This is a genomic window from Microbacterium shaanxiense (assembly GCF_054779995.1).
In genome coordinates, this window is sequence record NZ_BAAGXE010000003.1 from 640193 (window position 1) to 660958 (window position 20766).

Annotated in this window: 19 protein-coding genes; 3 read left to right on the plus strand and 16 right to left on the minus strand. The window is 66.7% G+C overall.

The genetic code is table 11. The features are described 5' to 3' along the window. Nucleotides 1–17: 17 nt before the first annotated feature. The 4 genes from ACYVG2_RS12695 to ACYVG2_RS12710 are packed head-to-tail and all read right to left on the minus strand — an operon-like array spanning nucleotide 18 to nucleotide 3858. Nucleotides 18–1538, minus strand: a complete 1521-nt coding sequence (locus ACYVG2_RS12695; RefSeq protein ID WP_460781319.1) for an acyl-CoA synthetase — start codon at nucleotides 1536–1538, stop codon at nucleotides 18–20. Between the two features lie 40 nt (nucleotides 1539–1578). Continuing rightward, nucleotides 1579–2031, minus strand: coding sequence for a MaoC family dehydratase (locus ACYVG2_RS12700; RefSeq protein WP_448964750.1), 453 nt, complete (start codon nucleotides 2029–2031; stop codon nucleotides 1579–1581). Beyond that, nucleotides 2028–2936, minus strand: coding sequence for an amidohydrolase family protein (locus tag ACYVG2_RS12705; RefSeq protein WP_460781320.1), 909 nt, complete (start codon nucleotides 2934–2936; stop codon nucleotides 2028–2030). The genes ACYVG2_RS12700 and ACYVG2_RS12705 overlap by 4 nt, the downstream gene beginning before the upstream one ends. Nucleotides 2937–2940: 4 nt before the next feature. Further along, complete coding sequence (locus ACYVG2_RS12710) at nucleotides 2941–3858, minus strand: SDR family oxidoreductase (RefSeq protein ID WP_460781321.1); 918 nt, start codon at nucleotides 3856–3858, stop codon at nucleotides 2941–2943. Between the two features lie 80 nt (nucleotides 3859–3938). On the opposite strand from ACYVG2_RS12710, the gene ACYVG2_RS12715 reads away from it, so the two are divergent. Continuing rightward, a complete protein-coding gene (locus tag ACYVG2_RS12715) occupies nucleotides 3939–4400 on the plus strand; it encodes a MarR family winged helix-turn-helix transcriptional regulator (RefSeq protein WP_448964753.1) in 462 nt (153 codons plus the stop codon). 41 nt (nucleotides 4401–4441) lie between these two features. On the opposite strand, the gene ACYVG2_RS12720 is transcribed toward ACYVG2_RS12715, so the two are convergent. The 10 genes from ACYVG2_RS12720 to ACYVG2_RS12765 form a co-directional block, all read right to left on the minus strand. Continuing rightward, nucleotides 4442–5929, minus strand: a complete 1488-nt coding sequence (locus ACYVG2_RS12720; RefSeq protein ID WP_460781323.1) for an aldehyde dehydrogenase family protein — start codon at nucleotides 5927–5929, stop codon at nucleotides 4442–4444. 28 nt (nucleotides 5930–5957) lie between these two features. After that, entirely contained in the window at nucleotides 5958–6857 is a 900-nt protein-coding gene (locus ACYVG2_RS12725) for a sugar phosphate isomerase/epimerase family protein (protein ID WP_460781324.1), read from the minus strand. A gap of 8 nt (nucleotides 6858–6865) precedes the next feature. After that, nucleotides 6866–7648, minus strand: a complete 783-nt coding sequence (locus ACYVG2_RS12730; protein ID WP_460781325.1) for an SDR family NAD(P)-dependent oxidoreductase — start codon at nucleotides 7646–7648, stop codon at nucleotides 6866–6868. Between the two features lie 70 nt (nucleotides 7649–7718). Beyond that, complete coding sequence (locus ACYVG2_RS12735) at nucleotides 7719–8540, minus strand: SDR family NAD(P)-dependent oxidoreductase (protein WP_460781326.1); 822 nt, start codon at nucleotides 8538–8540, stop codon at nucleotides 7719–7721. A gap of 13 nt (nucleotides 8541–8553) precedes the next feature. After that, nucleotides 8554–9582 carry a sugar ABC transporter substrate-binding protein gene (locus tag ACYVG2_RS12740; protein WP_460781327.1) on the minus strand — a complete coding sequence of 343 codons (1029 nt, stop codon included), beginning with the start codon at nucleotides 9580–9582 and terminating at the stop codon, nucleotides 8554–8556. A 105-nt stretch (nucleotides 9583–9687) separates the two neighbouring features. Further along, on the minus strand, nucleotides 9688–10671 hold the full coding sequence (locus ACYVG2_RS12745; RefSeq protein ID WP_460781329.1) for an ABC transporter permease: 984 nt from the start codon (nucleotides 10669–10671) through the stop codon (nucleotides 9688–9690). A gap of 1 nt (nucleotide 10672) precedes the next feature. Continuing rightward, the gene (locus ACYVG2_RS12750) at nucleotides 10673–12196 is read right to left on the minus strand and encodes a sugar ABC transporter ATP-binding protein (RefSeq protein WP_460781330.1); all 1524 of its coding nucleotides are present in this window, start codon (nucleotides 12194–12196) and stop codon (nucleotides 10673–10675) included. Further along, nucleotides 12193–13260, minus strand: a complete 1068-nt coding sequence (locus ACYVG2_RS12755; RefSeq protein ID WP_460781331.1) for a zinc-dependent alcohol dehydrogenase — start codon at nucleotides 13258–13260, stop codon at nucleotides 12193–12195. The genes ACYVG2_RS12750 and ACYVG2_RS12755 overlap by 4 nt, the downstream gene beginning before the upstream one ends. A gap of 49 nt (nucleotides 13261–13309) precedes the next feature. Continuing rightward, the gene (locus ACYVG2_RS12760; RefSeq protein WP_460781332.1) at nucleotides 13310–14275 is read right to left on the minus strand and encodes a transketolase family protein; all 966 of its coding nucleotides are present in this window, start codon (nucleotides 14273–14275) and stop codon (nucleotides 13310–13312) included. Continuing rightward, nucleotides 14275–15153: a transketolase gene (locus ACYVG2_RS12765; RefSeq protein ID WP_460781333.1), complete on the minus strand. Its 879-nt coding sequence runs from the start codon at nucleotides 15151–15153 to the stop codon at nucleotides 14275–14277. The genes ACYVG2_RS12760 and ACYVG2_RS12765 overlap by 1 nt, the downstream gene beginning before the upstream one ends. 209 nt (nucleotides 15154–15362) lie before the next feature. On the opposite strand from ACYVG2_RS12765, the gene ACYVG2_RS12770 reads away from it, so the two are divergent. After that, on the plus strand, nucleotides 15363–16862 hold the full coding sequence (locus ACYVG2_RS12770; RefSeq protein WP_460781334.1) for an aldehyde dehydrogenase family protein: 1500 nt from the start codon (nucleotides 15363–15365) through the stop codon (nucleotides 16860–16862). A gap of 99 nt (nucleotides 16863–16961) precedes the next feature. Further along, nucleotides 16962–17468 carry a MarR family winged helix-turn-helix transcriptional regulator gene (locus ACYVG2_RS12775; RefSeq protein ID WP_460781335.1) on the plus strand — a complete coding sequence of 169 codons (507 nt, stop codon included), beginning with the start codon at nucleotides 16962–16964 and terminating at the stop codon, nucleotides 17466–17468. 40 nt (nucleotides 17469–17508) lie between these two features. Here the strand turns inward: ACYVG2_RS12775 and ACYVG2_RS12780 are convergent, their stop codons facing one another. Beyond that, entirely contained in the window at nucleotides 17509–19854 is a 2346-nt protein-coding gene (locus tag ACYVG2_RS12780) for an FdhF/YdeP family oxidoreductase (RefSeq protein WP_460781336.1), read from the minus strand. After that, nucleotides 19838–20731: a formate dehydrogenase accessory sulfurtransferase FdhD gene (gene fdhD / locus ACYVG2_RS12785; RefSeq protein ID WP_460781337.1), complete on the minus strand. Its 894-nt coding sequence runs from the start codon at nucleotides 20729–20731 to the stop codon at nucleotides 19838–19840. The genes ACYVG2_RS12780 and fdhD overlap by 17 nt, the downstream gene beginning before the upstream one ends. Between the last annotated feature and the right edge of the window lie 35 nt (nucleotides 20732–20766).

The following is a 20766-nucleotide window of genomic DNA, read 5'->3' on the forward strand; positions in this document are numbered from 1 at the left end:
AGAGTTCGCGCACACGGTCACTCCAGGGTGAACCTGCCGCGCAGATCGGCCTTTCGCACCTTGCCGCTCGCCGTGCGCGGCAGTTCGTCGACGAAACGCACTCCACGCGGGATCTTGTACTTGGCGATGCGCCCGGCGAGATGCGCGAGCACGTCATCTGCCGCGATCTCGGAGCGGGCGACGGCGATCGCCAGCGGCACCTCGCCCCATCGCTCGTCCGGTACGCCGATCACTGCCACGGACTCGATCTCCGTCCGTTCCATGATGAGCTGTTCGATCTCGGCGGGATAGATGTTCTCACCACCCGAGATGATCATGTCCTTCACCCTGTCGCTGATGGTGAGATAGCCCTGCTCGTCGAGGAAGCCGATGTCACCGGAGCGCAGCCATTCACCGTGGTGCGCGTCGCGTGTGGCATCCGGGCGCAGCCAGTACTCCTTCATGACGTTCGGACCGCTGATCTCGATCTCTCCCGCATCCCCCGCCGGCAGCACCTCCCCTTCCGGCGAGACGATGCGCACGTCGGTGAAGAAGTGCGCGATGCCGGACGAGCCGACGTGCTCCCTGGCCTTGCGGTACGGGAGCGAGGTCGCACCCGGTGACGTCTCGGTCATCCCGTAACCGGATGAGAAGCTCAGTCCTCTCTTCTCGTAGGCCTCGATGACCCGCAGTGGAACGCTGGAACCACCGCAGGTGAGCCTCCGCAGCGTCGAGAGGTCGGCTGCGTCCCAGTCCGGATGCTCGGCGAGCATCTGGAATGTCGTCGGCACCCCGGACAGACTCGTGATCCCGTGCTCCTGCACGGCGGAGAGCACGGCCCCTGGGTCGACCTTCTCCTGCACCACGAGCGTGCCGCCTTTGAGCAGCGTCGGCAGCGCGCCCATGCCCAAGGAGGCGACATGGAACATCGGTGCGATGAGGAGGGTGCGCTCCTCGGACGTGAGGTCGTAGTCGACGAGGACGTTCATCGAGTTCCAGGTGAAGTTCCCGTGCGTGAGCACGGCCCCCTTCGGGCGCCCGGTGGTCCCCGAGGTGTAGAGGATCATGGCCGGGTCGTCGAGGACGACCTCGGCGATGGGCGGCGTGGTGGATGCTGCGGCCACGACGTCATCGAAGCTCTCGACCGCCGGCACCTCGGCCGGACCATCGACGATGATGCGCCGCTCGATCGCACTCGACCATGCGGCAGCGCGCGCGACGTCGCGGAGCTCCTCATGGGTGATCAGCAGACGCGCGCCGCAGTCGTCGATCATGTACTCGAGTTCGCGCGGTGCGAGACGGGTGTTCAACGGGACGAAGATCGCCCCGAGCAGACCGCAGGCGAAGAACGAGGTGAGGAAATCGGGGTGATTGTTCCCCAGGTATGCCACCCGGTCGCCCTTGGCGACGCCGCGCTCCGCCAGCGCACTGGCGAACCGGTCGATCCGGTCGGCGAGTTCCTCGTAGCGGTAGGCGCGATCGCCCTGGATCACCGCGATATCGCCTTCGGATTTCACGCGACGGCGTGCGATCCAGCTGCCCAGTCCTTGATTCTTCATCCTCAGCCTCTTTGCGATTGGATGCCGGTCCGAGTTCGGATCAGGCGTAGAAGCGGTAGATCCCGCGAGCCACGACGGCTGGCTTCGCGGCGCCCTCGATCTCGATGGTCTGGTCGACGGCGAGCTGATAGCCGCCCTTGACCTCCGTCACCTCGGCGATGACGGCGTTCATGCGCACGCGGGACCCCACGGCGACCGGTGAGACGAACCGCACCTTGTCGAGCCCGTAGTTGACCCGGGTGGTGACGCCCTCCGGCTCGAACAGCTCGCTCCAGAACTTCGTCGCCAGCGACAGGGTCAGGAATCCGTGCGCGATCGGTGCGCCGAAGGGTCCGCCCGCGGCGCGCTCGGGATCGACGTGGATCCACTGGTGATCATCGGCCGCATCGGCGAAGGTGTCGATGCGGTCCTGGGTGACCTCGAGCCACTCGGAGAAGCCGAGGTCGGTACCGGCAGCACTCGCGAGGTCGGCATAGGCGACGGTGGTGGTCATGATGATGTCCCTTTCGTGGTTCGATCGAGGCCGAGCAGCCGCACGGCGTTGTCCTTGTAGATGCGCGAGCGCACCTCTGGTTTGAAACGGTCGGTCGCCTCGGCATCCCGTATCCAGCGATCGGGTGTCAGCAACGGATAGTCGGAGCCGAACAGCACCCGGTCCTTGAGGTAGGAGTTCGCCGCACGCACGAGGGAGTCCGGGAAGTACTTCGGGCTCCACCCCGACAGGTCTATCCAGGTGTTGTGCTTGTGCGTCGCGACCGACAGCGCCTCGTCCTGCCAGGGCACCGAAGGATGAGCCATGATGATCTGCAGTTCAGGATGCTCGGCGGCGACGTCGTCGAGCAGCATCGGGTTCGACAGCGCGAGACGCATTCCGCGTCCGCCGGGCAGCCCGGCGCCGATACCAGTCTGGCCGGTGTGGAACAGCGCGACCATGCCGGCACCCTGCAGCACCTCGTACAGCGGGAAGTGCGCCGGATCACTCGGGTCGAACCCCTGCACGGTGGGATGGAACTTGAAGCCCCGCACGCCGCTGTCCTCGATGAGCCGGCGGGCGCGGTCCACGGCATCCGTCCGGTTCGGGTCCACAGACCCGAACGGGATCAGCACGTCATTGTGGCGCGCGGCACCCTCGGCGATGTCCGCACTCGAGATCGGTGAGTGACCGAGTCCTGTCTCGGCATCGACGGTGAACACCACTGCCGCCATCCGCCGCTCTCTGTAATACGCGGCGATCGAGTCGAGATCGGGCCTGGTCGCATCGGCGGCGAAGTACTTCGACGCCGCAGCCACGAGGTCGTCGGGAAGCGACGCATGCCCGTGACCGTCGATCTCGACGTGCACGTGGACGTCGATGGCCCCGAGGGTGTCGAGGTCGAGGTTCGGCTCGTAACGGGTCATCGTCTCAGCGCTGCAGCTCTTCCGGCAGCGCGGGGAAACGTTCGCCGACCGACTGCTGCCGTGTTCCGATGACGTCGTCGAACCGCTCGACCAGGGCGGCGTGCGTCCAACCGCCGTCCTGGTACTCGGTGACGACGGCCTCGGGGTGCGACCACAACTGGATGCGGTCGCCGCCGACGCCGATCGCCTGGCCGGTGACGGATGCCGCGGCATCCGAAGCCAGATACGAGATGAGCCCGGCGACATCGGCGGAGGTGCCGAAGCCGAGGTCGTGCCGGAAGAACGCCGGCATCGCCTCGCCCTTCTCGTCGGCCTCGACCGCGGCGGCGAAGTACGGCACGGTGGCGGTCATGGCGGTGGCCGCCACGGGGATGACGGCGTTGGCCGTGATGCCGGCCTTCTTGAGCTCCATCGCCCAGGTGCGCACCATCCCGACGATCCCGGCCTTGGCAGCCGCGTAGTTCGTCTGACCGAAGTTGCCGCGCTGACCGGTCGGCGAACCGATGCAGATGATGCGGCCGGCGATCTCGTTCGCACGCATATAGGTGGCGGCCTCGCGGACGCAGGTGAACGTTCCGCGCAGGTGCACGTTGATGACGGTGTCGAAGTCGTCGTCGCTCATCTTCCAGAGCACCGTGTCGCGCAGCACCCCGGCGTTCGTGACGAGGATGTCGAGTCGCCCGTACGTGTCGACGGCGGTCTGGACGAGCGTCTTCGCGGTCTCGGTCGGACCGACCGGCGCCACGACGGCGACGGCCTTGCCGCCTTCGGCCTCGATCGCCGCCACGGCTTCTGCTGCGGCATCCTCCGATACGTCGTTGATGACGACGGAGGCGCCCTGACGCGCGAGTTCCTGGGCATAGGCGAGCCCGAGTCCGCGGCCGGACCCCGTGACGATGGCGACTTTGCCGTCCAGTGACATGACACTCCTTCGTTCGTGTGTTCTCAGTTTACTTGAGAATTTCAATTATTGGTAGCATCACCGTACCGTAGGATGGACACATGACGAATCCCGCGGCGCAGCCCCAGGGCAGCCACGCGCTGATCGACGACATGAGCTTCCTGCTCGCCCGTGCGAGCGCGCTCTCCAACGCCGCAGGCAATGCGGCCCTCGCCGAGTTCGGCCTCAAGGTGCGTTCCTACTCGGTGCTCGAGCTGGCCGCGGTCGGCCGGCGCCCGTCGCAGCGCGAGATCGCGGAGTTCCTCCGGCTCGACCCGAGTCAGGTGGTCGCTCTCGTCGACGAACTGCAGAGGGCGAAGCTCGTCGAACGCGAACCCGACCAGCGCGACCGTCGTGCGAACGTGATCGTCGCCACTGCCCTCGGCCTCGAGACTCTCGAGAAGGCGCGGCAGAAGGTTCGCGCGAGCACACTCATACTGCACAGCGAACTCACCGAGAGCGAACGCGTCACGCTCGCCGATCTGCTGCGCAAGACGGCGTTCCCCGGCGGCCAGTCGCGCTGAGCACGAGACGCGGCTGACCTGTCGGCGAATCGACGGCACTCCTAGAGCGGGTACTGACCCGGTTCCCGTCGAAGAGTGATCCATCGGGTCTCGGTGAAGGCATCGATGTTCGCCTGCGCGCCGCCGTGACGAGACCCCGTGCCCGACGCGCCCACACCGCCGAACGGACTGTTGGCCTCATCGTTCACGGTCTGGTCATTGATGTGCACGATGCCGGTCGGAATACGCTGTGCCATCGCGAGAGCCGCCATAGTGTCGCGGCTCACGATACCCAGCGACAGCCCGTACTCTGTGGCGGCAGCCAACTCGACAGCTTCGTCGTCCGTCGCATAGGACACCACTGATGCCACAGGGCCGAACACCTCGTCGCAGTACGCCGCTGCATCGCGCGACGGGTTCGCGAGCACCGTCGGACGGTAGAAGAGTCCCTCATACGTGCCCCCGGCGGCAAGCGTCGCGCCTTCGGCGACAGCACCCTGAACCATGCTGTGAACGCGGTCACGCTGTACCTGATCGATGAGGGGTCCCAGATGCACCTGCCCCGCAGCGGGGTCGCCCACCACCATCGAATCGGCCTTCGCCGAGAGTTTCGACACGTACTCGTCGAACAACGACGCGTGAACGATGTGCCGGCCCACCGTCATGCAGATCTGCCCCTGATGCAGGAACGCACCCCACGTCGCGAGATTCACAGCCTGATCGACGTCGGCATCTTCTCGGATCACGAACGCCGAGTTGCCGCCCAGTTCGAGATGCGCGCGTTTCAGGTGTCGTCCGGCGAGTTCGCCGACGATGCGACCCGCACGGGTCGAGCCGGTGAAGGCGATCACCCGGACGTTCGGATCGGTGACGAGCGCCTCACCGACGTCGGCCCCACCGGGGACGAGCTGTAGAAGCCCCGCCGGCAGACCGGCCTCTTCGAAGATCCGCACCATCGACACGCCGCCGGTGATCACCGTACGGGGGTCTGGTTTGAGCAGCACCGCATTGCCGAGAGCGAGAGCGGGGGCGACCGCACGAATGCCCAGGATGAGCGGCACGTTGAACGGTGAGATGACAGCCACGACGCCGGCCGGGATCTGCTGGGCGAGCGACAGCCGCGGCTCCTCGCTGGAGAGGATCGAGCCCAGCGGAGCCGACGGCAGCGCGGAGGCCTCGTAGCATTCTGCCGCTGTGACGTGCAGCGCGAAGCCCGCCAGCGGCGGGATGGCACCCACCTCGCGGATGTTCCAGCCCATGATCTCGTCGGCGTGCTGCTCCCATAACTGGGCGGCCCGACGCAGTACCGCCGCGCGTGCGGGATGCGGAGTCGCCGCCCAGTCGCGCTGGGCTTTCGCGGCCGACGCGGCCGCGCGCGCGACATCGTCCGCGCCGGCGACGCCGACGGAGGCGAGTGCCTCGCCGGTCGCCGGCTCGATCGAGTCGATCGCGCCGCCGGAGCCGACGACCCATTCGCCGTCGATGTAGATCTTTCCGCCGAACACGCTCTCGGAGATGAGGGGCTCGGCCTTTTCGGTCACGGTGGACATCCGGTGGTCCTTTCGTTGCTGCTGGGTCTCAGGCGCCGGTTCGGGAGAGTCGGCGGGCCCGTCGGCCTGGACCGCTTTCGGCCCACCCCTTGCGGATGACGCGCACGGCGTCTGCAGCGACCTCCAGCCCATCCTGGAACGGCGAGCGCCAGATCGACAGCATGTCCGCCACGCCGCCCGCCAGCAGCGGACGGGAGAACGCCTCTACTCCGATGCGGCCACCGTAGCCGTCGTCGAGCGCCGCCGCAACGACGCCCGGAATGTCGAGCGCCCCGGTGCTGAGCAAGCCGCGACCCGACTGGCCGAGCTCGAGGTAGCGCAGGTGCGGCAGCGCGTGACGGATCGCCTCGTCCATGTCGGCCTCCTCGATCGCCATGTGGAACGTGTCGAGATGGATGCCGAGATTGTCCGATCCGCTCATGGCGACGTATTCCACCGCCTGCGCCGCGGTGTTGATCGCAGATTCCTCGTAGCGGTTCAGGACCTCGAAGGTGAGCTGCACGCCGCGGTCCGCGGCATAGTCGGCCACCGCGCCGACCTCCCTGGCACTCCACTCGAGCGCCTCGCGCATCGGCGCGCGAGTGGGGCGGCCGAACAGGCCGTACGGCACACCGTTCAGCTGATCGGCGCCGATTCGGACTGCGAAGTCGACCGATGCTCTGAGCGCCGCGGCTCCCGCCGCCCGTTCGGCCGCGTCCTGCGAGGACACATCCGCACCCGGTCCCTGTCCACACATCGTGATCGGCGCGATGCCGGCCTCGACGAACACCGCGCCCAGTGCCGCAGCGTCTGTCGCCCCCTCGTCCATCGGTGCGAGCACGGCCCTGCGGTACCCCATCTCGCGCAGGCCGCCGAGGATCGGGGCGAGGCCGGCACGATCCGCGTCGCCGGTGATGACCGACAGGTGGCAGGAGAGATCGAGGTCCATGGCGATCCTCAGAACACCGGCAGGTCGAGGCGCTGCTTGAACGACGAATAGCCGTCGTCGACGTGCACGACCGTGCCGTTGATGACGTTCGCCTCGTCGGAGGCGAGGAACGCGACGACGTCGGCGATCTCGGACGGCTCGGTCATCTTGTTGCGCATCTGCTCGGCCGCGAAGGTGGCCTTCAGGTCGTCGCTGAACTGGTTGATGATCGCCGTGCCGACACGGCCGGGAGTGATCGCCACGGCGCGGATGCCGAACTGCGCGAGCTCGTACGCGGCCGAACGCGTGAACGAGATGACCGCCGCCTTGGCGGCGCTGTAGGTGAACGACAGCTCGGCCGCCTGCTCACCGTAAATGGACGACGTGCTGATGATCACGCCGGGGGTGCCCTGATCGCGGAATTGGCGTCCCGCCGCGAGGATGCCGTAGTAGACGCCATCCTGATCGACGCGGATCATCGGCTCGTAGTCGACGGCCGGATTGTGCTCGAGCAGCGGCTTCCCGCCGGCGATGCCCGCGTTGTTGAAGATCACATCGAGCTTTCCGAACACCTCCACCGCCTTGGCGACCATCGCCTCGACCTCGGTGAACACCGACACGTCGACCTGGCAGGCAGCCGTTGCGCCGTCGAAGCCGGAGGCCGCGATCTCATCTGACGCCTGCTGCGCCCGCTCGAGAGAGATGTCCGCGATCAGGACCTTCGCGCCCTCGCGGACGAACTTCTCGACGGTCGCGCGACCGATTCCGCTGGCGCCGCCGGTGATGATGGCGACTTTGCCTTCGAGCCTCATGATGTTTTCTCCTTCGTGATGGTCTGCCGGCGGAGTGCGTACCCCGCCGGCAGAGGTGGATGGATCCGTGTCAGAACCCGGTGTGCGAGAGGGCGAGGGCCCCGCCGTCGACGGCCAGGACCGTGCCCGTGATGAACGACGATGCCGGCGAGACGAGGAAGAGCATGGGCCCTTGGACTTCCGCCATCGTCCCCATCCGCGCCAGCGGAATGGTCTGCGCCCACACCGCTTCCGCCTCGGGAGCGATCTCGACCTTGCCGTCGCCGATGCGCGTGCCCTTGAACGGGCCGGGTGCGATCGCGTTCACCCGGATGTCGCGCGGCGCGAGCTCGAGAGCCAGCTGGCGGACGAGGTTGAGAACCCCAGCCTTCGTGGTGACGTAGCCGTACGAGACCATCGGATCCGTCCGCAGGCCGGCCGTCGAAGCGGTGACGAGAATCCGCCCACCGGATTCGAGCACGCGCGAGGCCGCCCTGAGCGTCTCGAATGTCCCGGTGAGGTTGGTCGCGAGGACCGCGTCCCACTCGTCGTCCGTGTAGTCCGCGATACGGCCCTCACCGAGGTAGCTCGCGCCACCTGCGATTCCCGCATTCGCGACGACGACGGTCGGGCGACCGATCTCGGCCGTGATCCGCTGGAACACGGCATCGAGAGCGCCGCGCTCGGCGATGTCGATGGCGTACCCGTGCGCTCTGCCGCCTGCGGATACGATCCCCGCAGCCGCATCGACAACGCGATCCTCGCTCCGTCCGAGTATGACGACGGTGGCGCCGGCAGCCGCATAGACCTCCGCGGCCGCCTGCCCGATGCCGCTCGAGGCGCCCGTCACCACGACGATGTCTGTGCTCAAGTCGAACAGCGCCGACAGGTCGGCTGAGGTACTGGTGCTCATCGTCACGGTCCGATCAGAGCGTCGGCTCGTACGTCGCGACGTTGCTGCGGTCGATCAGCTCCCCGTCCAGCGGGATGTAGTTCTCATCAGGCAGCTTCGCCGAGTCCCGGTACTCGTTCATGAAGCCGATCATCTGGTCGACGACTTTGATCCAGTCCTGCGCGACGGATGCGTACATCGGGCCGTCCTTGGCGATCTCGACCGCGGTCTCGCCGAGGGCATCGACTCCGGTGACGAAGATGTCGTCGCGGCCCGCCTCCGTGATGGCACGTGCGGCGCCGAGCGCCGCGTCATCCCATCCGACCCAGACGCCGTCCAGCCCATCCGGGTTCGCCTGCAGGTAATCGGTCACGAAGTTCAGCGCTTCGGTACGACCGGTTCCCGGGTCGAGGGCCTGCTTCATGTCGCCGCCGGCGATGTTCGCTCCTGCTTCCTCGAGCTTGTCCATGGCCAGGTTCGACCTGGCCTGGATGCCGACGTGCGGGTCGTGCCCGATCACCATGACGTTCTTCCCCTCGAGGCCGCCCATGGCCTCCTCGAGTGCGCCGACAGTGAGGTCCGCCGTGACCTCCTGACTGAAGGTGATGTCCACGACGAAGTCGTCGTTGGGCTCCACGCCGCCGTCGATCGAGAAGATCGGGATGCCGGCTTCCTTCGCCGCCTGGACGAGAGGCGCTATCTGACGCGGGTCGGGGAAACCGGCGAGGATGGCATCCGCGCCCTGCTGGATCGCGGTCTGGACATCGCTGTTGATCTTGTCGTAGTCGAAGGCGCTCGTGTAGAGCGTCACGTCCCAGTTCTCCTGTTCGTTGCCCTCCTTCACGAAGGCATCCAGCGTCAGCTTTCCACCAGGCGTGGCGTAGCCCGCGGTGAACGCCGCGACCGTGAAGACGCCGTCGTCTCCGAGGCCGTCTGTCTTGCCCTCGGCGCTCGTGCCGCCGCTCTGGGCTCCAGTGGTCACCGAGCATCCGGCGAGAGCCACCACGGCGGCCATGGCCACAACGGCGGCGGCGCGTCGTCCTGTCGTCTTTGCAATACGCATGAGCGAACTCCTTTGTCGTGTTTCATACAGTGATTGGCGAGATGCCGGGAGGGTGCCCGGCCGGGAGGGCCTGTCCTGGCATCTGCCCGGACAGACGGGACTGAGCTAGGCGTTCTTCTGCTTGAGCCCGGACAGCAGCACGGCGGCGATGATGATCAGGCCGATGAGCACCTGCTGGATGTAGGTGTTGACCCCGACGATGTTGAGGCCGTTCTGGACGACGCCGATGATGGCGACGCCCACGATCGTTCCGCCGATGTTCGCCTGTCCCGACCGCAGCAGCGTCATGCCGAGGAACACCGCGGCGACCGCGAACATCATCAAATCGTTCGCACTCGAGGAACCGGCGCTGCCGAGACGGCTGACCAGCACGATGCCGCCCAGACCCGAGAGGAAGCCCGCGACGACGAAGGCGAGGAAGCGCGTCGAGCGGACGCTGACGCCCGAGAGACGGGCGACCTCGGAGTTGCCGCCTATCGCGTACCAGCGCCGACCGATCGTGGTGAAGCGCAGCACCGCCCAGGCGACCACGGCGATCGCGACCGCATAGAAGACCGGCAGAGGCACCCCGTTCACGCGCGCCTGCCCAAGGAATCCGAACTCCTCCGGCCAGCCGTACAGGGTCGTCCCACCCGTCACGATCAGTGCCAGGCCACCCACGGTGGTCATGGTCGCCAGGGTCGCGACGAAGGCGGAGAGATTCAGATATGCGACGAGGACGCCATTGATCACACCGACGAGCGTGCCCACGACCAGTGCCAGGACGATCGCCAACGGGACGGGCACTCCGGCGATCATCATGGCTGCGGCCGATGCGCCCGAGAGCGTCGCCGTCGTTCCCACGGAGAGGTCGAAGTCACCGACCACCATGACGAAGGTCTGCGCGACGGCGATGATCGTCAGGATCGCGACCTGGTTGAGGATGTTCGTCATGTTTCCCGCGGTGAGGAAGACCCCGTTGCCGACGATGGTGAACACGACGACGAGAGCGGCCAGTGCGATGACCGTGCTCCCCTGCCACACCCATTGCAGGCGCGGTGGGCGGTCGGGATCGACCGCGGCGATCGTGAGTGTGTCTGTCTGCGCCATGTCAGGCGTCCCTTCCGTATGCGTAAGTGAGGAGGAGTTCATCGTCGGCACCGTCTGCCTCGACTTCCCCGGAGATGCGGCCCTCGTGCATCACGAGGATCCTGTCCGAGAGCCCGATGAGCTCAGGAAGCTCGCTGGATACGGCGACGACCGCCGTACCTGTGGCTGCGAGCTCACGGATGAGGCGATAGATCTCGGCTTTCGTTCCCACATCGATCCCTCGAGTGGGTTCGTCCATCAGCAGCACTTTGGGGTTCCGTGCGAGCATCTTGGCGAGCACGACCTTCTGCTGGTTTCCGCCGGAGAGCTGCCCGACGGGTTGCCGGACGCCCCTGGCCTTGATCTGCAGGTCGGCGAGCGCCCGCTTGGCAAGCTGGACGATACGCCGCTGGGACACGATGCCCCCCGGACTCACCGACTTGAGGTTGGCGATCGCGACATTGTCGGCGATCGGTGCGGACAGGATCACGCCCTGCGCCCGCCGCTCTTCGGGAACGAGGGCGATGCCGGCGTCCAGCGCCCGACCGACTCCACGGCCGACCGGCGCCGACCCTTCGACCTGCACAACACCCGCTGTGCTCTTCTGGGCTCCGGCGAGCAGGCGGAGCAGCTCGCTCCGACCCGATCCCGCAAGACCTCCGATCCCCACGACTTCGCCGGCGCGCACCTCGAACGACACATCGCTGACGCGCCGACCGGAGAGCCCGTCGACGGAGAGGACGACGCCGCCTGCGCCCGTGCCACGCGCCGGGTACATCTCGTCCTGCTCGCGACCGACCATCGTCGAGATGACGTCATTGATCGAGGAGTCCGATACGTTCTTTGTCACGATCGTGCGCCCGTTGCGCATCACGGTGAGGCGGTCGCACAGCGCGAACACCTCTTCGAGGCGGTGCGAGACGTAGACGATCGCGACGCCCTCGTCACGCAGGCTCCGCAACACCGAGAACAGCCCCTCGATCTCCGTGTCCGTGAGAGCGGCGGTGGGCTCGTCCAGGATGAGCACCTTGGCGTCGATCGAGAGCGCGCGAGCGACGGCGACCATCGTCTGCTGAACGGGCGAGAGTCCGCCGGCGAGGCGACGCAGGTTGATCTGCTGCCCGAGACGATCGAGTTGCGCCCGCGCGTGTGCGCGGAGCTCCTTCCAACGGACGAATCCGAGGGTCGACGGCGCATCCTCGCCCAGCACGATGTTCTCGGCCACGCTGATCGTCGGCACGATGGAGAGTTCCTGATAGAGGGCGACGACACCCGCGCGGTGCGCGGTGCGCACGCTTGCGAAGTCGACCTGCTCGCCGGCGACCAGCACCTCGCCCTGATCCTGCTGATACAGGCCCGTGATGATCTTGATGAGTGTCGACTTGCCCGCGCCGTTCTCGCCGAGCAGAGCATGGATCTCTCCTGGCCGCACGTCGAGGTCGATCCCGCGCAGCGCCTGGACGCCGTCGAAGTGCTTCGTTATGCCGCGCACCTCGAGGATCGGCGCGGCGGCCGGCGCGGCGACAGCGTCGACAGGAGCACTCATGATTGCACCTCCTCATCGATGTCGTTGCACTTCAGCACGACCTTGGGGAACCGACCGCTGACGTGCACCTCGAACGCCTCAACGGCGTCGTCGAGGTCGTAGACCGCCTGGGTGAGCTCGTCGAGTTGCAGGTACGGCAGGATCTGCAGAGCCCGAGGGAACGCGTACGGCGAGACGAAGACACCGGTGAGGGTGAGCTCCTTGAGGTAGAGGTAGTCCGAGAGGTTGAGCGGCAGCTCGTAGTTCTCGGGGTACATCGCCCCGTATACGACCGTCGCGCCCTTGGCCGCGATATCGAGGAGCCCTCGGGTGGCGCGGGTCGAACCGGATGCGTCGATCACGATGTCGTATCCGCGACCGTCGGTGATCTCGGCCGCGAGTGCACCCTGGTCTTCGGTCACGGGGTCGATCGCGAAGTCGGCGCCGTGGCGCAACGCCATCTCCCGGCGTTCGGCGATCGGCTCGATCATCGTGAGGGAGGTCGCGCCGCTCATCTTCATCACCTGCAGAGCGAGTTGCCCGATCGGGCCTCCTCCGCAGATGGCGACGCGGTCGCCGACGCGGATACGGGTCTTGTCGGCGATGCGCACGGCCACGGAGGTGGGCTCGAGGATGCTGCCGTGCAGCAGGCTCACCCCGTCGGGGAGCCGGTACACCTGCGACTCGTGCCAGGTGACCGTCTCTGCCATACCGGGACGGTTGTAGTCCTGGATGTTCTCGCAGAACTGCTGCTTGCCCTCCTGACACGGGCGGCACGTACCGCAGAAGCGCAGAAAGTTCCCGGCGACCCGGTCGCCGACCTTCAGACCGTTCCGGTGCGCACCCTCGCCGAGGGCCTCGACCACTCCCGACAATTCATGGCCGAGCCCGATCGGTACGTCGGTGCCGAAGAAACCCTCTGCCAGATGCGGGTCCGATCCGCAGATCGCCGAGTAGGCCACGCGGATGCGCACGTCCTCGGGCCCGAGCGGCTGCTCGGGGAAGTCGACCACGCCGATGCGTCCGCGTGTGCTCTCGTCGGGATCGCGCAGACTGCCGATCCGGGTCACCGCTACCGTTCTCATTCGCTTCTCCTATGAACCGAGGTCGGGGTATGAACCGAGGTCGGGGTCGTCAGGGCTGGACGGCGATCGCGCGGCGCAGCGCCGCGACGGTGTCTGCCGGCCCGTAGCCGTGCTTCTCCCGCAGCTCCTGGTCCTCGCCGAAGCCGGCGTAGACCTGGGGAATGCCGAGCCGCTCGAACGCGGTCAGATGCACCCCGTTGTCGGCCACGACGTCGGCGATCCGTGTGGCCAGGCCGCCGTAGGCGAGGTGGTCCTCGAGAACCACGAACCGTCCACCGGTCTCGGCAGCACTGCGCAGGACGAGCTCTTCGTCGATCGGCTTGAGGGTCCACATGTCGACGACGCGCACGGAATGCCCTTCCGCGGCCAGCTCGTCCGCAGCATCCAACGCCTGAGCGACGGTCGTGCCGTGCGTGAAGATCGTGGCATCCGTTCCCTCGCGCGCGACGATGCCCTTGCCGATGCGCACGTCGTGCTCACCGGGCTCGTACAGCACCTTGTCCTTCTTGCCGACGGCGAGACGGATGTAGATCGGCCCCTCCATCGTCATCGACTGGCGGATGACCTCACCGACCATCGCCGGGTCTCCGATCGAGGTGACCGTCATGTTCGTCAGCGCGCCCATGAGCGTCAGATCCTCGACCGCGTAGTGCGTCGAGCCGCCGTTGCCGACCAGGCCGCCGTGCGTGCCGATGATCTTCACGGGCAGATTCGGATAGCAGACGTCGGTGCGCACCTGCTCGAGTGCACGCATCGACAGGAACGGGAGCATGCCGGATACGACCGGGATGTTGCCGTCGTACGCCAGGCCCGACGCGATCCCGACGCACGCCTGCTCAGCCAGCCCGACGTCGATGAAGCGGTCGGGGAACCCGTCGCGGAACTCGACGAGCGTTGCGCCGATGTCCGGAGTGAGCACGTAGAGGTTCGGGTACTCGGCACCGAGCTCCGCGAGCGTCGATCCGATGACGGACCGGGCGGACAGCATCTCTCCGAAGGTGAAGGTCACGGGCATCAGACGGTCTCCTTTTCGCGAGAGGCGTTGAGCGCCGCGAGGGCGCGTTCGAGGTCGGCGGCGCCGAGTGATCCGGCGTGCCAGGCGAGGTTGCGTTCCATGAAATCGACACCCTTGCCTTTGACGGTCTCGGCCACGATGACCGTGGGCGTGTCGCTGTCGGACGCCGGCAGGGCATCGAGTGCGGCGACGAGCTGCGACATGTCGTGCCCGTCGATCTCGACGACGTTCCAGCCGAACGCACGCCACTTGTCGGGGTAGGGCTCGAACATCACGCGCTCCTCGGCGAAGCTCGTCATGAGCTGGCGGTTGCGGTCGACGAAGGCGACCAGGTTGCCGAGCTTGTTGCTGCGGGCGGCCATCACGGCCTCCCAGACGGAGCCTTCACCGGTCTCGCCGTCGCCGAGCAGGCAGAACACGCGGTGGTCATCGTCGCGGCCGCGGGCGCCCAGCGCCATCCCGACCGCGATCGGCAGTCCGTGACCGAGCGATCCGGTCGACGCCTCGACGCCGGGGAGTTGCACCTTGCAGGGGTGCATGCCGTACGCACTGTCGAGCTGCCCGTAGGTCTCGACGATCTCGTCGTACGACAGGAACCCGCGGATCGCCATCGCGATGTACATGCAGACGGCCGCGTGGCCCTTGCTGAGCACGAACCGGTCGCGCTCGGGGTTGGAGATGTTGTCCGGATCGACGTTCATCCCGTACTCGAACAGCGCGGTGAAGATGTCGGCGGCCGACAGATCACCGCCGATGTGCACGGCGCCCTCGTACGTGCCGCACAGGTGCAGCAGCTTCTCTCGGAGCTCGAACGCCAGGTCTTCGAGTTCCTCGACGCTGCGCCGCTCTTCGGTTGCAGTCAGTGGTGCCCGACCCATCGCATCCTCCTCATCGACTCGTCGACGGGATGCCGCTGCGCGGGTCCTCATCGACTCTCGGTTGCTTTCCTCGCCCGCTTCGATGTGGGCGACGATGAGGACGCTAACAGAATCTCATTTACAAGTAAAGAAGAATGCCTATAAACTTGTTTATTGGCAGCGCACTGCATTGTGCAATGCTTCGACTCAGTCACAGAGAGGTGGAAACGATGTCGGAAACGATTGTCACGCGCTCAGGAGTGCGTACTGGACTGTTCATCGGCGGCGAGGAGCGCTTCACGCAAGAAGTGCTGCAGGTCGCAGACCCCGGCAAGAAGGGGGTCGTCGTGGGAGAGGCGGCATCGGCATCCGAAGCGGATGTGGCTGACGCGGTGGCGGCTGCGAAGTCAGCGCACCCGGCGTGGGCTTCGCTGTCGGCTGAGCAGCGATCCGCTGCGATGGCCGAAGCGATCGCAGGCATCGCCGATGACCGCGACACCGATGCGGCGATCCTGTCGCAGGAGAACGGCAAGGTGCGGATGGAGGCCTGGATCGACGCGCTCGTGTTCGAGCTGCGGTGGAACCTCGCGCTCATGCTGACCGACTCCGTCGACACCGGCACGACGCTGCCCGCGATCCCCGGCGCGATCCCCGTCTCGACCGAGGTGCGGTTCCAATCCCTGGGCGTGGTCACGATCATCGTGCCGTTCAACTGGCCCATCGCGATCCTCGGTGCGGCACTGCCGCACGCCCTGCTCGCCGGCAACACTGTCATCGTCAAGGCACCGCCCTCCACACCGCTGGCCACCGCGCGGCTCGTGCAGCGAGTCGCCGAGAAGCTTCCGGCCGGTGTGCTCAACGTCATCACCGGCAAGGACGAGAACATGGCGGGGCTGATCCAGAGCCCGGATGTCGCGAAGGTGTGCTTCACCGGGTCGGTGGCCGGCGGCAAGCGCATCATGGAGATGGCGTCGAAGACGCTGACCAGGGTGACGCTCGAGCTGGGCGGCAACGACGCGGCGATCTTCCTCGACGACGCGATCCTCGACGATGCTCACCTGGACCGGCTGTTCGCGGCGATCTACGACACCACGGGACAGATCTGCATGAATGCCAAGCGGGTGTTCGTTCACAGATCGCGTCAGGACGAGCTGGTCGCAGGCCTCGAAGCGCGCCTGAGCCAGGTGAAGCTCGGGTACGGACTCGACGAGGGCACGACGATGGGTCCGCTGCACCAGCCGGCCCAGAAGGCGTTCGTCGAGGAGCTCATCCAGGAGGCGAAGGATGCCGGCGCCGACGTCCGCGAGTACGGTGAGCTTCCCAGTGGAGATCTCGCCGACGGCAACTTCTTGCGGCCGGCCATCGTGATCGATCCCGATCCCGCGCTGCGGGTCGTCACGCAGGAGCAGTTCGGGCCCGTCATCCCGGTCATCGCCTTCGACACCGAGGAGGAGGTGGTGACGCTGGCGAACGACACGTGGGCCGGCCTGTGCGGGTCAGTCTGGACGTCGTCGCCGGATGCTGCGAACCGCGTCGGCTCGCAGCTGGAGTGCGGCTACGTCTGGGTCAACGACCACGGTGCGACCCGCCTCGACCTGCGCGCGCCGTTCGGTGGAATGAAGAGCTCCGGCTTCGGTCGGGAGCAGGGCATCGAGGGCGTGCGCGCGTTCCAGGACACCCGTTCCATCGCGACCATCGACCCCGACGCGCTCGCCGCCATGGCGCACTGAACCAGAATCGGATGACGTGCGGGTCGTGGCCACCGAGCCACGTCCCGCACGTCGGCTAATGTGTCAGACGACAGGGGCACCCCTGGAAGGAACAAACCAGTGAGCACAGCGGATGATGGGATTCAACGGGAACCGCTCGGCAATACGATCGATCCCGACGAGTTCACGCCTCGTCTGCTCGCGCTGCTGTCCAATGCTTTGGTCTGGCGCGAGTCGAACGAGCTGCGCAGACGTTTCGGTCTCGGTACCAACGACTGGCGCATCATCTCAGCCCTCGCCCTCCGCCCTGGCTCGTCGGCGACCGAGGTCTCTGAGTTCATCGGAGTCAACAAGGCCGTTGTGTCCAAGAGCGTGAACGTCCTCAGTGGGCGTGAACTCATCGTGCTCATGGACGGTCCGCGCGGATCGCGTCCGATGTACCTCACCGCCGGCGGTGTGCGGATGCATGACGAGATGCTGCCGATCTCGATGCGAGGTCAGGAGATCGTCCTCGCGCATCTCAAGCCCCGCGAGATCGAACGCCTGAACGGGCTTCTGCTGCGAATGCTCGTCGATGCTCGTGAATTGCAGACGCTCGATCACGAGGCTGCCGCCACGAACGCCTGAAGCCGCACGGCGAACCGCGTTCCGACGCGTTCCCGAGCCGTCAGCGAGCCACCGCAGACGGCATCACGCGCACGTGGATGCTCTTCATGAGCGGCTGATCGCTCTGGGCGCTGTAGTCGGCGTTTCCGACCAGCACGTTCATCTCGGGCATGTAGCCGGCTGCGCTTCCCCGAGGGGTGTCGTAGGCCACCGCGCGGTACTCGCGCAGCTTGCGCAGTGAACCGTCCTTCGATGTCGAGACGATGTCGACGAGGTCGCCCTGCCAGATGCCGCGATCGCGCATGTCGTCCTCGTGCATGAAGATGAGCTCGCGCAGGTTCTTCACCCCGCGGTACCGGTCGTTGTTGCTGTAGATCGTGGTGTTCCACTGGTCGTGCGAGCGCATCGTCTGCAGCACCAGCATGTCGTCTGAGGCGGGACGCACGTCGTGGAGCACGGCAGCGGAGAAGTCCGCCTTGCCCGAGGCCGTGCGGAAATCCCGCTCGCGGGCCGGCTGCGGGATGCGGAACCCGTTCGTCTGACGCACGAGCTCGTTGAATCCTTCGAATCCAGGCAGCACCCTCGCCATCACGTCGCGGATGCGGTCGTAGTCGCCCGCGAACCCTTCCCAGTCGGTCGCGCTGTCGGGCATCGTCGCCCTCGCCATCCGCGCGATGATGTCGGGCTCCGACAGCAGGTGCTCGGAGGCGGGCTTCTTCTTCCCCACCGACAGGTGCACCATGCTCATCGCGTCCTCCACCGACTGCCCCTGGAGCCCGCCAGCCTGCTCGTCGCGTTCGGTGCGCCCGAGGCACGGGAGGATGAGCGCCTTCTTCCCGTGCACGATGTGACTGCGGTTCAGTTTCGTGCTCACCTGAACCGTCAGTCGGCATCCGCTCAGCGCTTCCGCGGTGTACGTCGTGTCGGGCGCGGCCAGCACGAAGTTGCCGCCGAGACTCACGAACACCTTGACGGCGCCCTCGTGCATCTTGTGGATGCTGGCGACGGTGTCCAGCCCCGGCTCGCGCGGCGAGGTGATCCCGCAGACCTCGTCCAGCTTGTCCAGCAGCCAGGCCGGCGAATGGTGGTTGATGCCGCACGTGCGGTTGCCCTGCACGTTGCTGTGCCCGCGCACCGGTGCGGGACCGGCACCCAGCCGGCCGATGTTGCCTCGGAGCAGCAGCACGTTCGTGAACTCCCGCACCATGTCGACCGCGTGCTCCTGCTGACTCACTCCGAGGCACCAGCTGATGATCGTCCTGCCGGCCTTCAGGTAGAGCGCCCCCGCCGCGCGGATCTGCTCCTCGGTGAGGCCGGACTGCTGCACCAGCTCCGGCCACGGCGTCGCCTCGACGACCGCACGATACTCATCGATGCCGTCGGTGTGCTCGGCGATGAACGCGGTGTCCAGTGCAGTGGGATCCGTCTCGGCTGCCTCGAAGACGACCTTCGCGATGCCGCGCATCAGCGCCATGTCCCCGCCGATGCGCACCTGCAGGTCGAGCGTGCCGGTCTCATGCGTCTTGAACAGCGCCATGTCGACGAAGTCGTGGGGCACGATCGTGCCCCGCGACGCAGCCTCGATCAGCGGATTGACGTGCACCACCTGCGCGCCGTTCTTCACAGCATCCGACAGCGCCGTCAGCATGCGCGGCGCATTCGACGCCGCGTTCACCCCGAGCAGGAAGAGCAGATCGGTCTGCTCCCAGTCCTCGACCGTCGTCGTCCCCTTGCCCGATCCGATCGACGCGGTCAACGCCCGGCCGGATGCCTCATGACACATGTTCGAGCAGTCCGGCATGTTGTTCGTGCCGTACTCGCGGATCATCAGCTGATAGATGAAGGATGCCTCGTTGCTCAGCCGCCCAGAGGTGTAGAACGTCGCCTCATCCGGACTGTCCAGCGCCCGCAGCTCCTCACCGATGAGCGCGAACGCGTCGTCCCAGCTGATCGGCGCATAGCGGTCGGTCTCCGGGTCGTAGACCATCGGCTCGGTCAGCCGTCCCGCGTTCTCCAGCTCGAAGTCGGTCCAGGTGGAAAGCTCGCTCACGGTGTGCTTCAAGAAGAAACCACTGCCCACGCGCTTGTGCGTCATCTCCCACGTGACGTGCTTCATACCGTTCTCGCAGATGTCGAGCTTCAAGCCCTTCTGATCGTCCGGCCACGCGCACCCTGGGCAGTCGAAGCCCTTGATCGGATGATTCATCGTGAACATCGCCAGCGCGCCGCTCACCGGACGCTTCGACTCCAGCAGCACCTCGCCCACCGACAGCGCCGCACCCCAGCCCGCGGCCGGGTGCTCGTAGTCCTCCTGCGACCACGCCTTGGTCGTCACCGGTCCGTATCCGCCCTGCCTGGGACGAGAGGGCATCAGGCCGAAAGCGACGCCGTTATCGGGAGTGGTCATGAGCTGCTCCTTCCGACACGAGCGCCAGATCAGGTGCCGCAGCATCCGTCCGGACCCGTTCAGGGTGTGAGTACACATTCATCGTCCGACCGCGCACGAAACCCACGAGCGTGAGGCCGGACTTCTCGGCCAGCTCCGCCGCGAGGGACGACGGTGCCGAGACGGCCGAGAGGATGGGGATGCCGGCCATCACCGCTTTCTGCACGAGTTCGAAGCTCGCCCGACCTGAGACCTGCAGCACCGTCCCGCGCAGCGGGAGCCGGTCATGCAGCACCGCCCACCCGACGACCTTGTCGACGGCGTTGTGGCGCCCGACGTCTTCGCGCAGCACGAGCAGTTCTCCGGTGGCGACGTCGAAGAGCGCGGCCGCATGCAGACCACCGGTCTTGTCGAACGCATCCTGCTGCTCGCGCAACTGATCCGGATACCGGGCGATGTCCGCCGCGTCGGCGACCACGGCATCCACTGCGACGTCGTGACGAGAGACCGTCTCGACGGCGTCGATGCTGGCCTTGCCGCAGACCCCGCACGAACTGGTCGTGTAGAAGGAACGCGCCAGATCCGGCGCGGGCAGCGCCACACCTGGCGCCAAGGAGACGTCGAGGACGTTGTACGTGTTCTCGACACCACCGGTCCCCGGCCCACCGCAGTGGATCGCCGACTGGAACTCGGCCCCCTCGCCGATCACGGCCTCTGAGACGAGGAATCCGGCCGCGAGTTCGACATCGTGACCGGGCGTACGCATCGTCACGGCCAGCGGAGTACCAGCGACACGGACCTCGAGCGGCTCTTCCACGGCGAGCGTGTCGGGGCGGCGGCGGGCGCCGTCACCCACCGTGACCTTCAGTACCGATCGCCTCGTCGTGATCCGACCCATACCTCTGAGCATAGTGTTCTGCGGCGAGTCGTGGG

Bases quoted from the DNA above. Each gene is read 5' to 3' on its own strand.
- ACYVG2_RS12695 (WP_460781319.1), bottom strand. From the start codon at position 1,538: ATGAAGAATCAAGGACTGGGCAGCTGGATCGCACGCCGTCGCGTGAAA.
- ACYVG2_RS12700 (WP_448964750.1), bottom strand. From the start codon at position 2,031: ATGACCACCACCGTCGCCTATGCCGACCTCGCGAGTGCTGCCGGTACC.
- ACYVG2_RS12705 (WP_460781320.1), bottom strand. From the start codon at position 2,936: ATGACCCGTTACGAGCCGAACCTCGACCTCGACACCCTCGGGGCCATC.
- ACYVG2_RS12710 (WP_460781321.1), bottom strand. From the start codon at position 3,858: ATGTCACTGGACGGCAAAGTCGCCATCGTCACGGGGTCCGGCCGCGGA.
- ACYVG2_RS12715 (WP_448964753.1), top strand. From the start codon at position 3,939: ATGACGAATCCCGCGGCGCAGCCCCAGGGCAGCCACGCGCTGATCGAC.
- ACYVG2_RS12720 (WP_460781323.1), bottom strand. From the start codon at position 5,929: ATGTCCACCGTGACCGAAAAGGCCGAGCCCCTCATCTCCGAGAGCGTG.
- ACYVG2_RS12725 (WP_460781324.1), bottom strand. From the start codon at position 6,857: ATGGACCTCGATCTCTCCTGCCACCTGTCGGTCATCACCGGCGACGCG.
- ACYVG2_RS12730 (WP_460781325.1), bottom strand. From the start codon at position 7,648: ATGAGGCTCGAAGGCAAAGTCGCCATCATCACCGGCGGCGCCAGCGGA.
- ACYVG2_RS12735 (WP_460781326.1), bottom strand. From the start codon at position 8,540: ATGAGCACCAGTACCTCAGCCGACCTGTCGGCGCTGTTCGACTTGAGC.
- ACYVG2_RS12740 (WP_460781327.1), bottom strand. From the start codon at position 9,582: ATGCGTATTGCAAAGACGACAGGACGACGCGCCGCCGCCGTTGTGGCC.
- ACYVG2_RS12745 (WP_460781329.1), bottom strand. From the start codon at position 10,671: ATGGCGCAGACAGACACACTCACGATCGCCGCGGTCGATCCCGACCGC.
- ACYVG2_RS12750 (WP_460781330.1), bottom strand. From the start codon at position 12,196: ATGAGTGCTCCTGTCGACGCTGTCGCCGCGCCGGCCGCCGCGCCGATC.
- ACYVG2_RS12755 (WP_460781331.1), bottom strand. From the start codon at position 13,260: ATGAGAACGGTAGCGGTGACCCGGATCGGCAGTCTGCGCGATCCCGAC.
- ACYVG2_RS12760 (WP_460781332.1), bottom strand. From the start codon at position 14,275: ATGCCCGTGACCTTCACCTTCGGAGAGATGCTGTCCGCCCGGTCCGTC.
- ACYVG2_RS12765 (WP_460781333.1), bottom strand. From the start codon at position 15,153: ATGGGTCGGGCACCACTGACTGCAACCGAAGAGCGGCGCAGCGTCGAG.
- ACYVG2_RS12770 (WP_460781334.1), top strand. From the start codon at position 15,363: ATGTCGGAAACGATTGTCACGCGCTCAGGAGTGCGTACTGGACTGTTC.
- ACYVG2_RS12780 (WP_460781336.1), bottom strand. From the start codon at position 19,854: ATGACCACTCCCGATAACGGCGTCGCTTTCGGCCTGATGCCCTCTCGT.
- fdhD (WP_460781337.1), bottom strand. From the start codon at position 20,731: ATGGGTCGGATCACGACGAGGCGATCGGTACTGAAGGTCACGGTGGGT.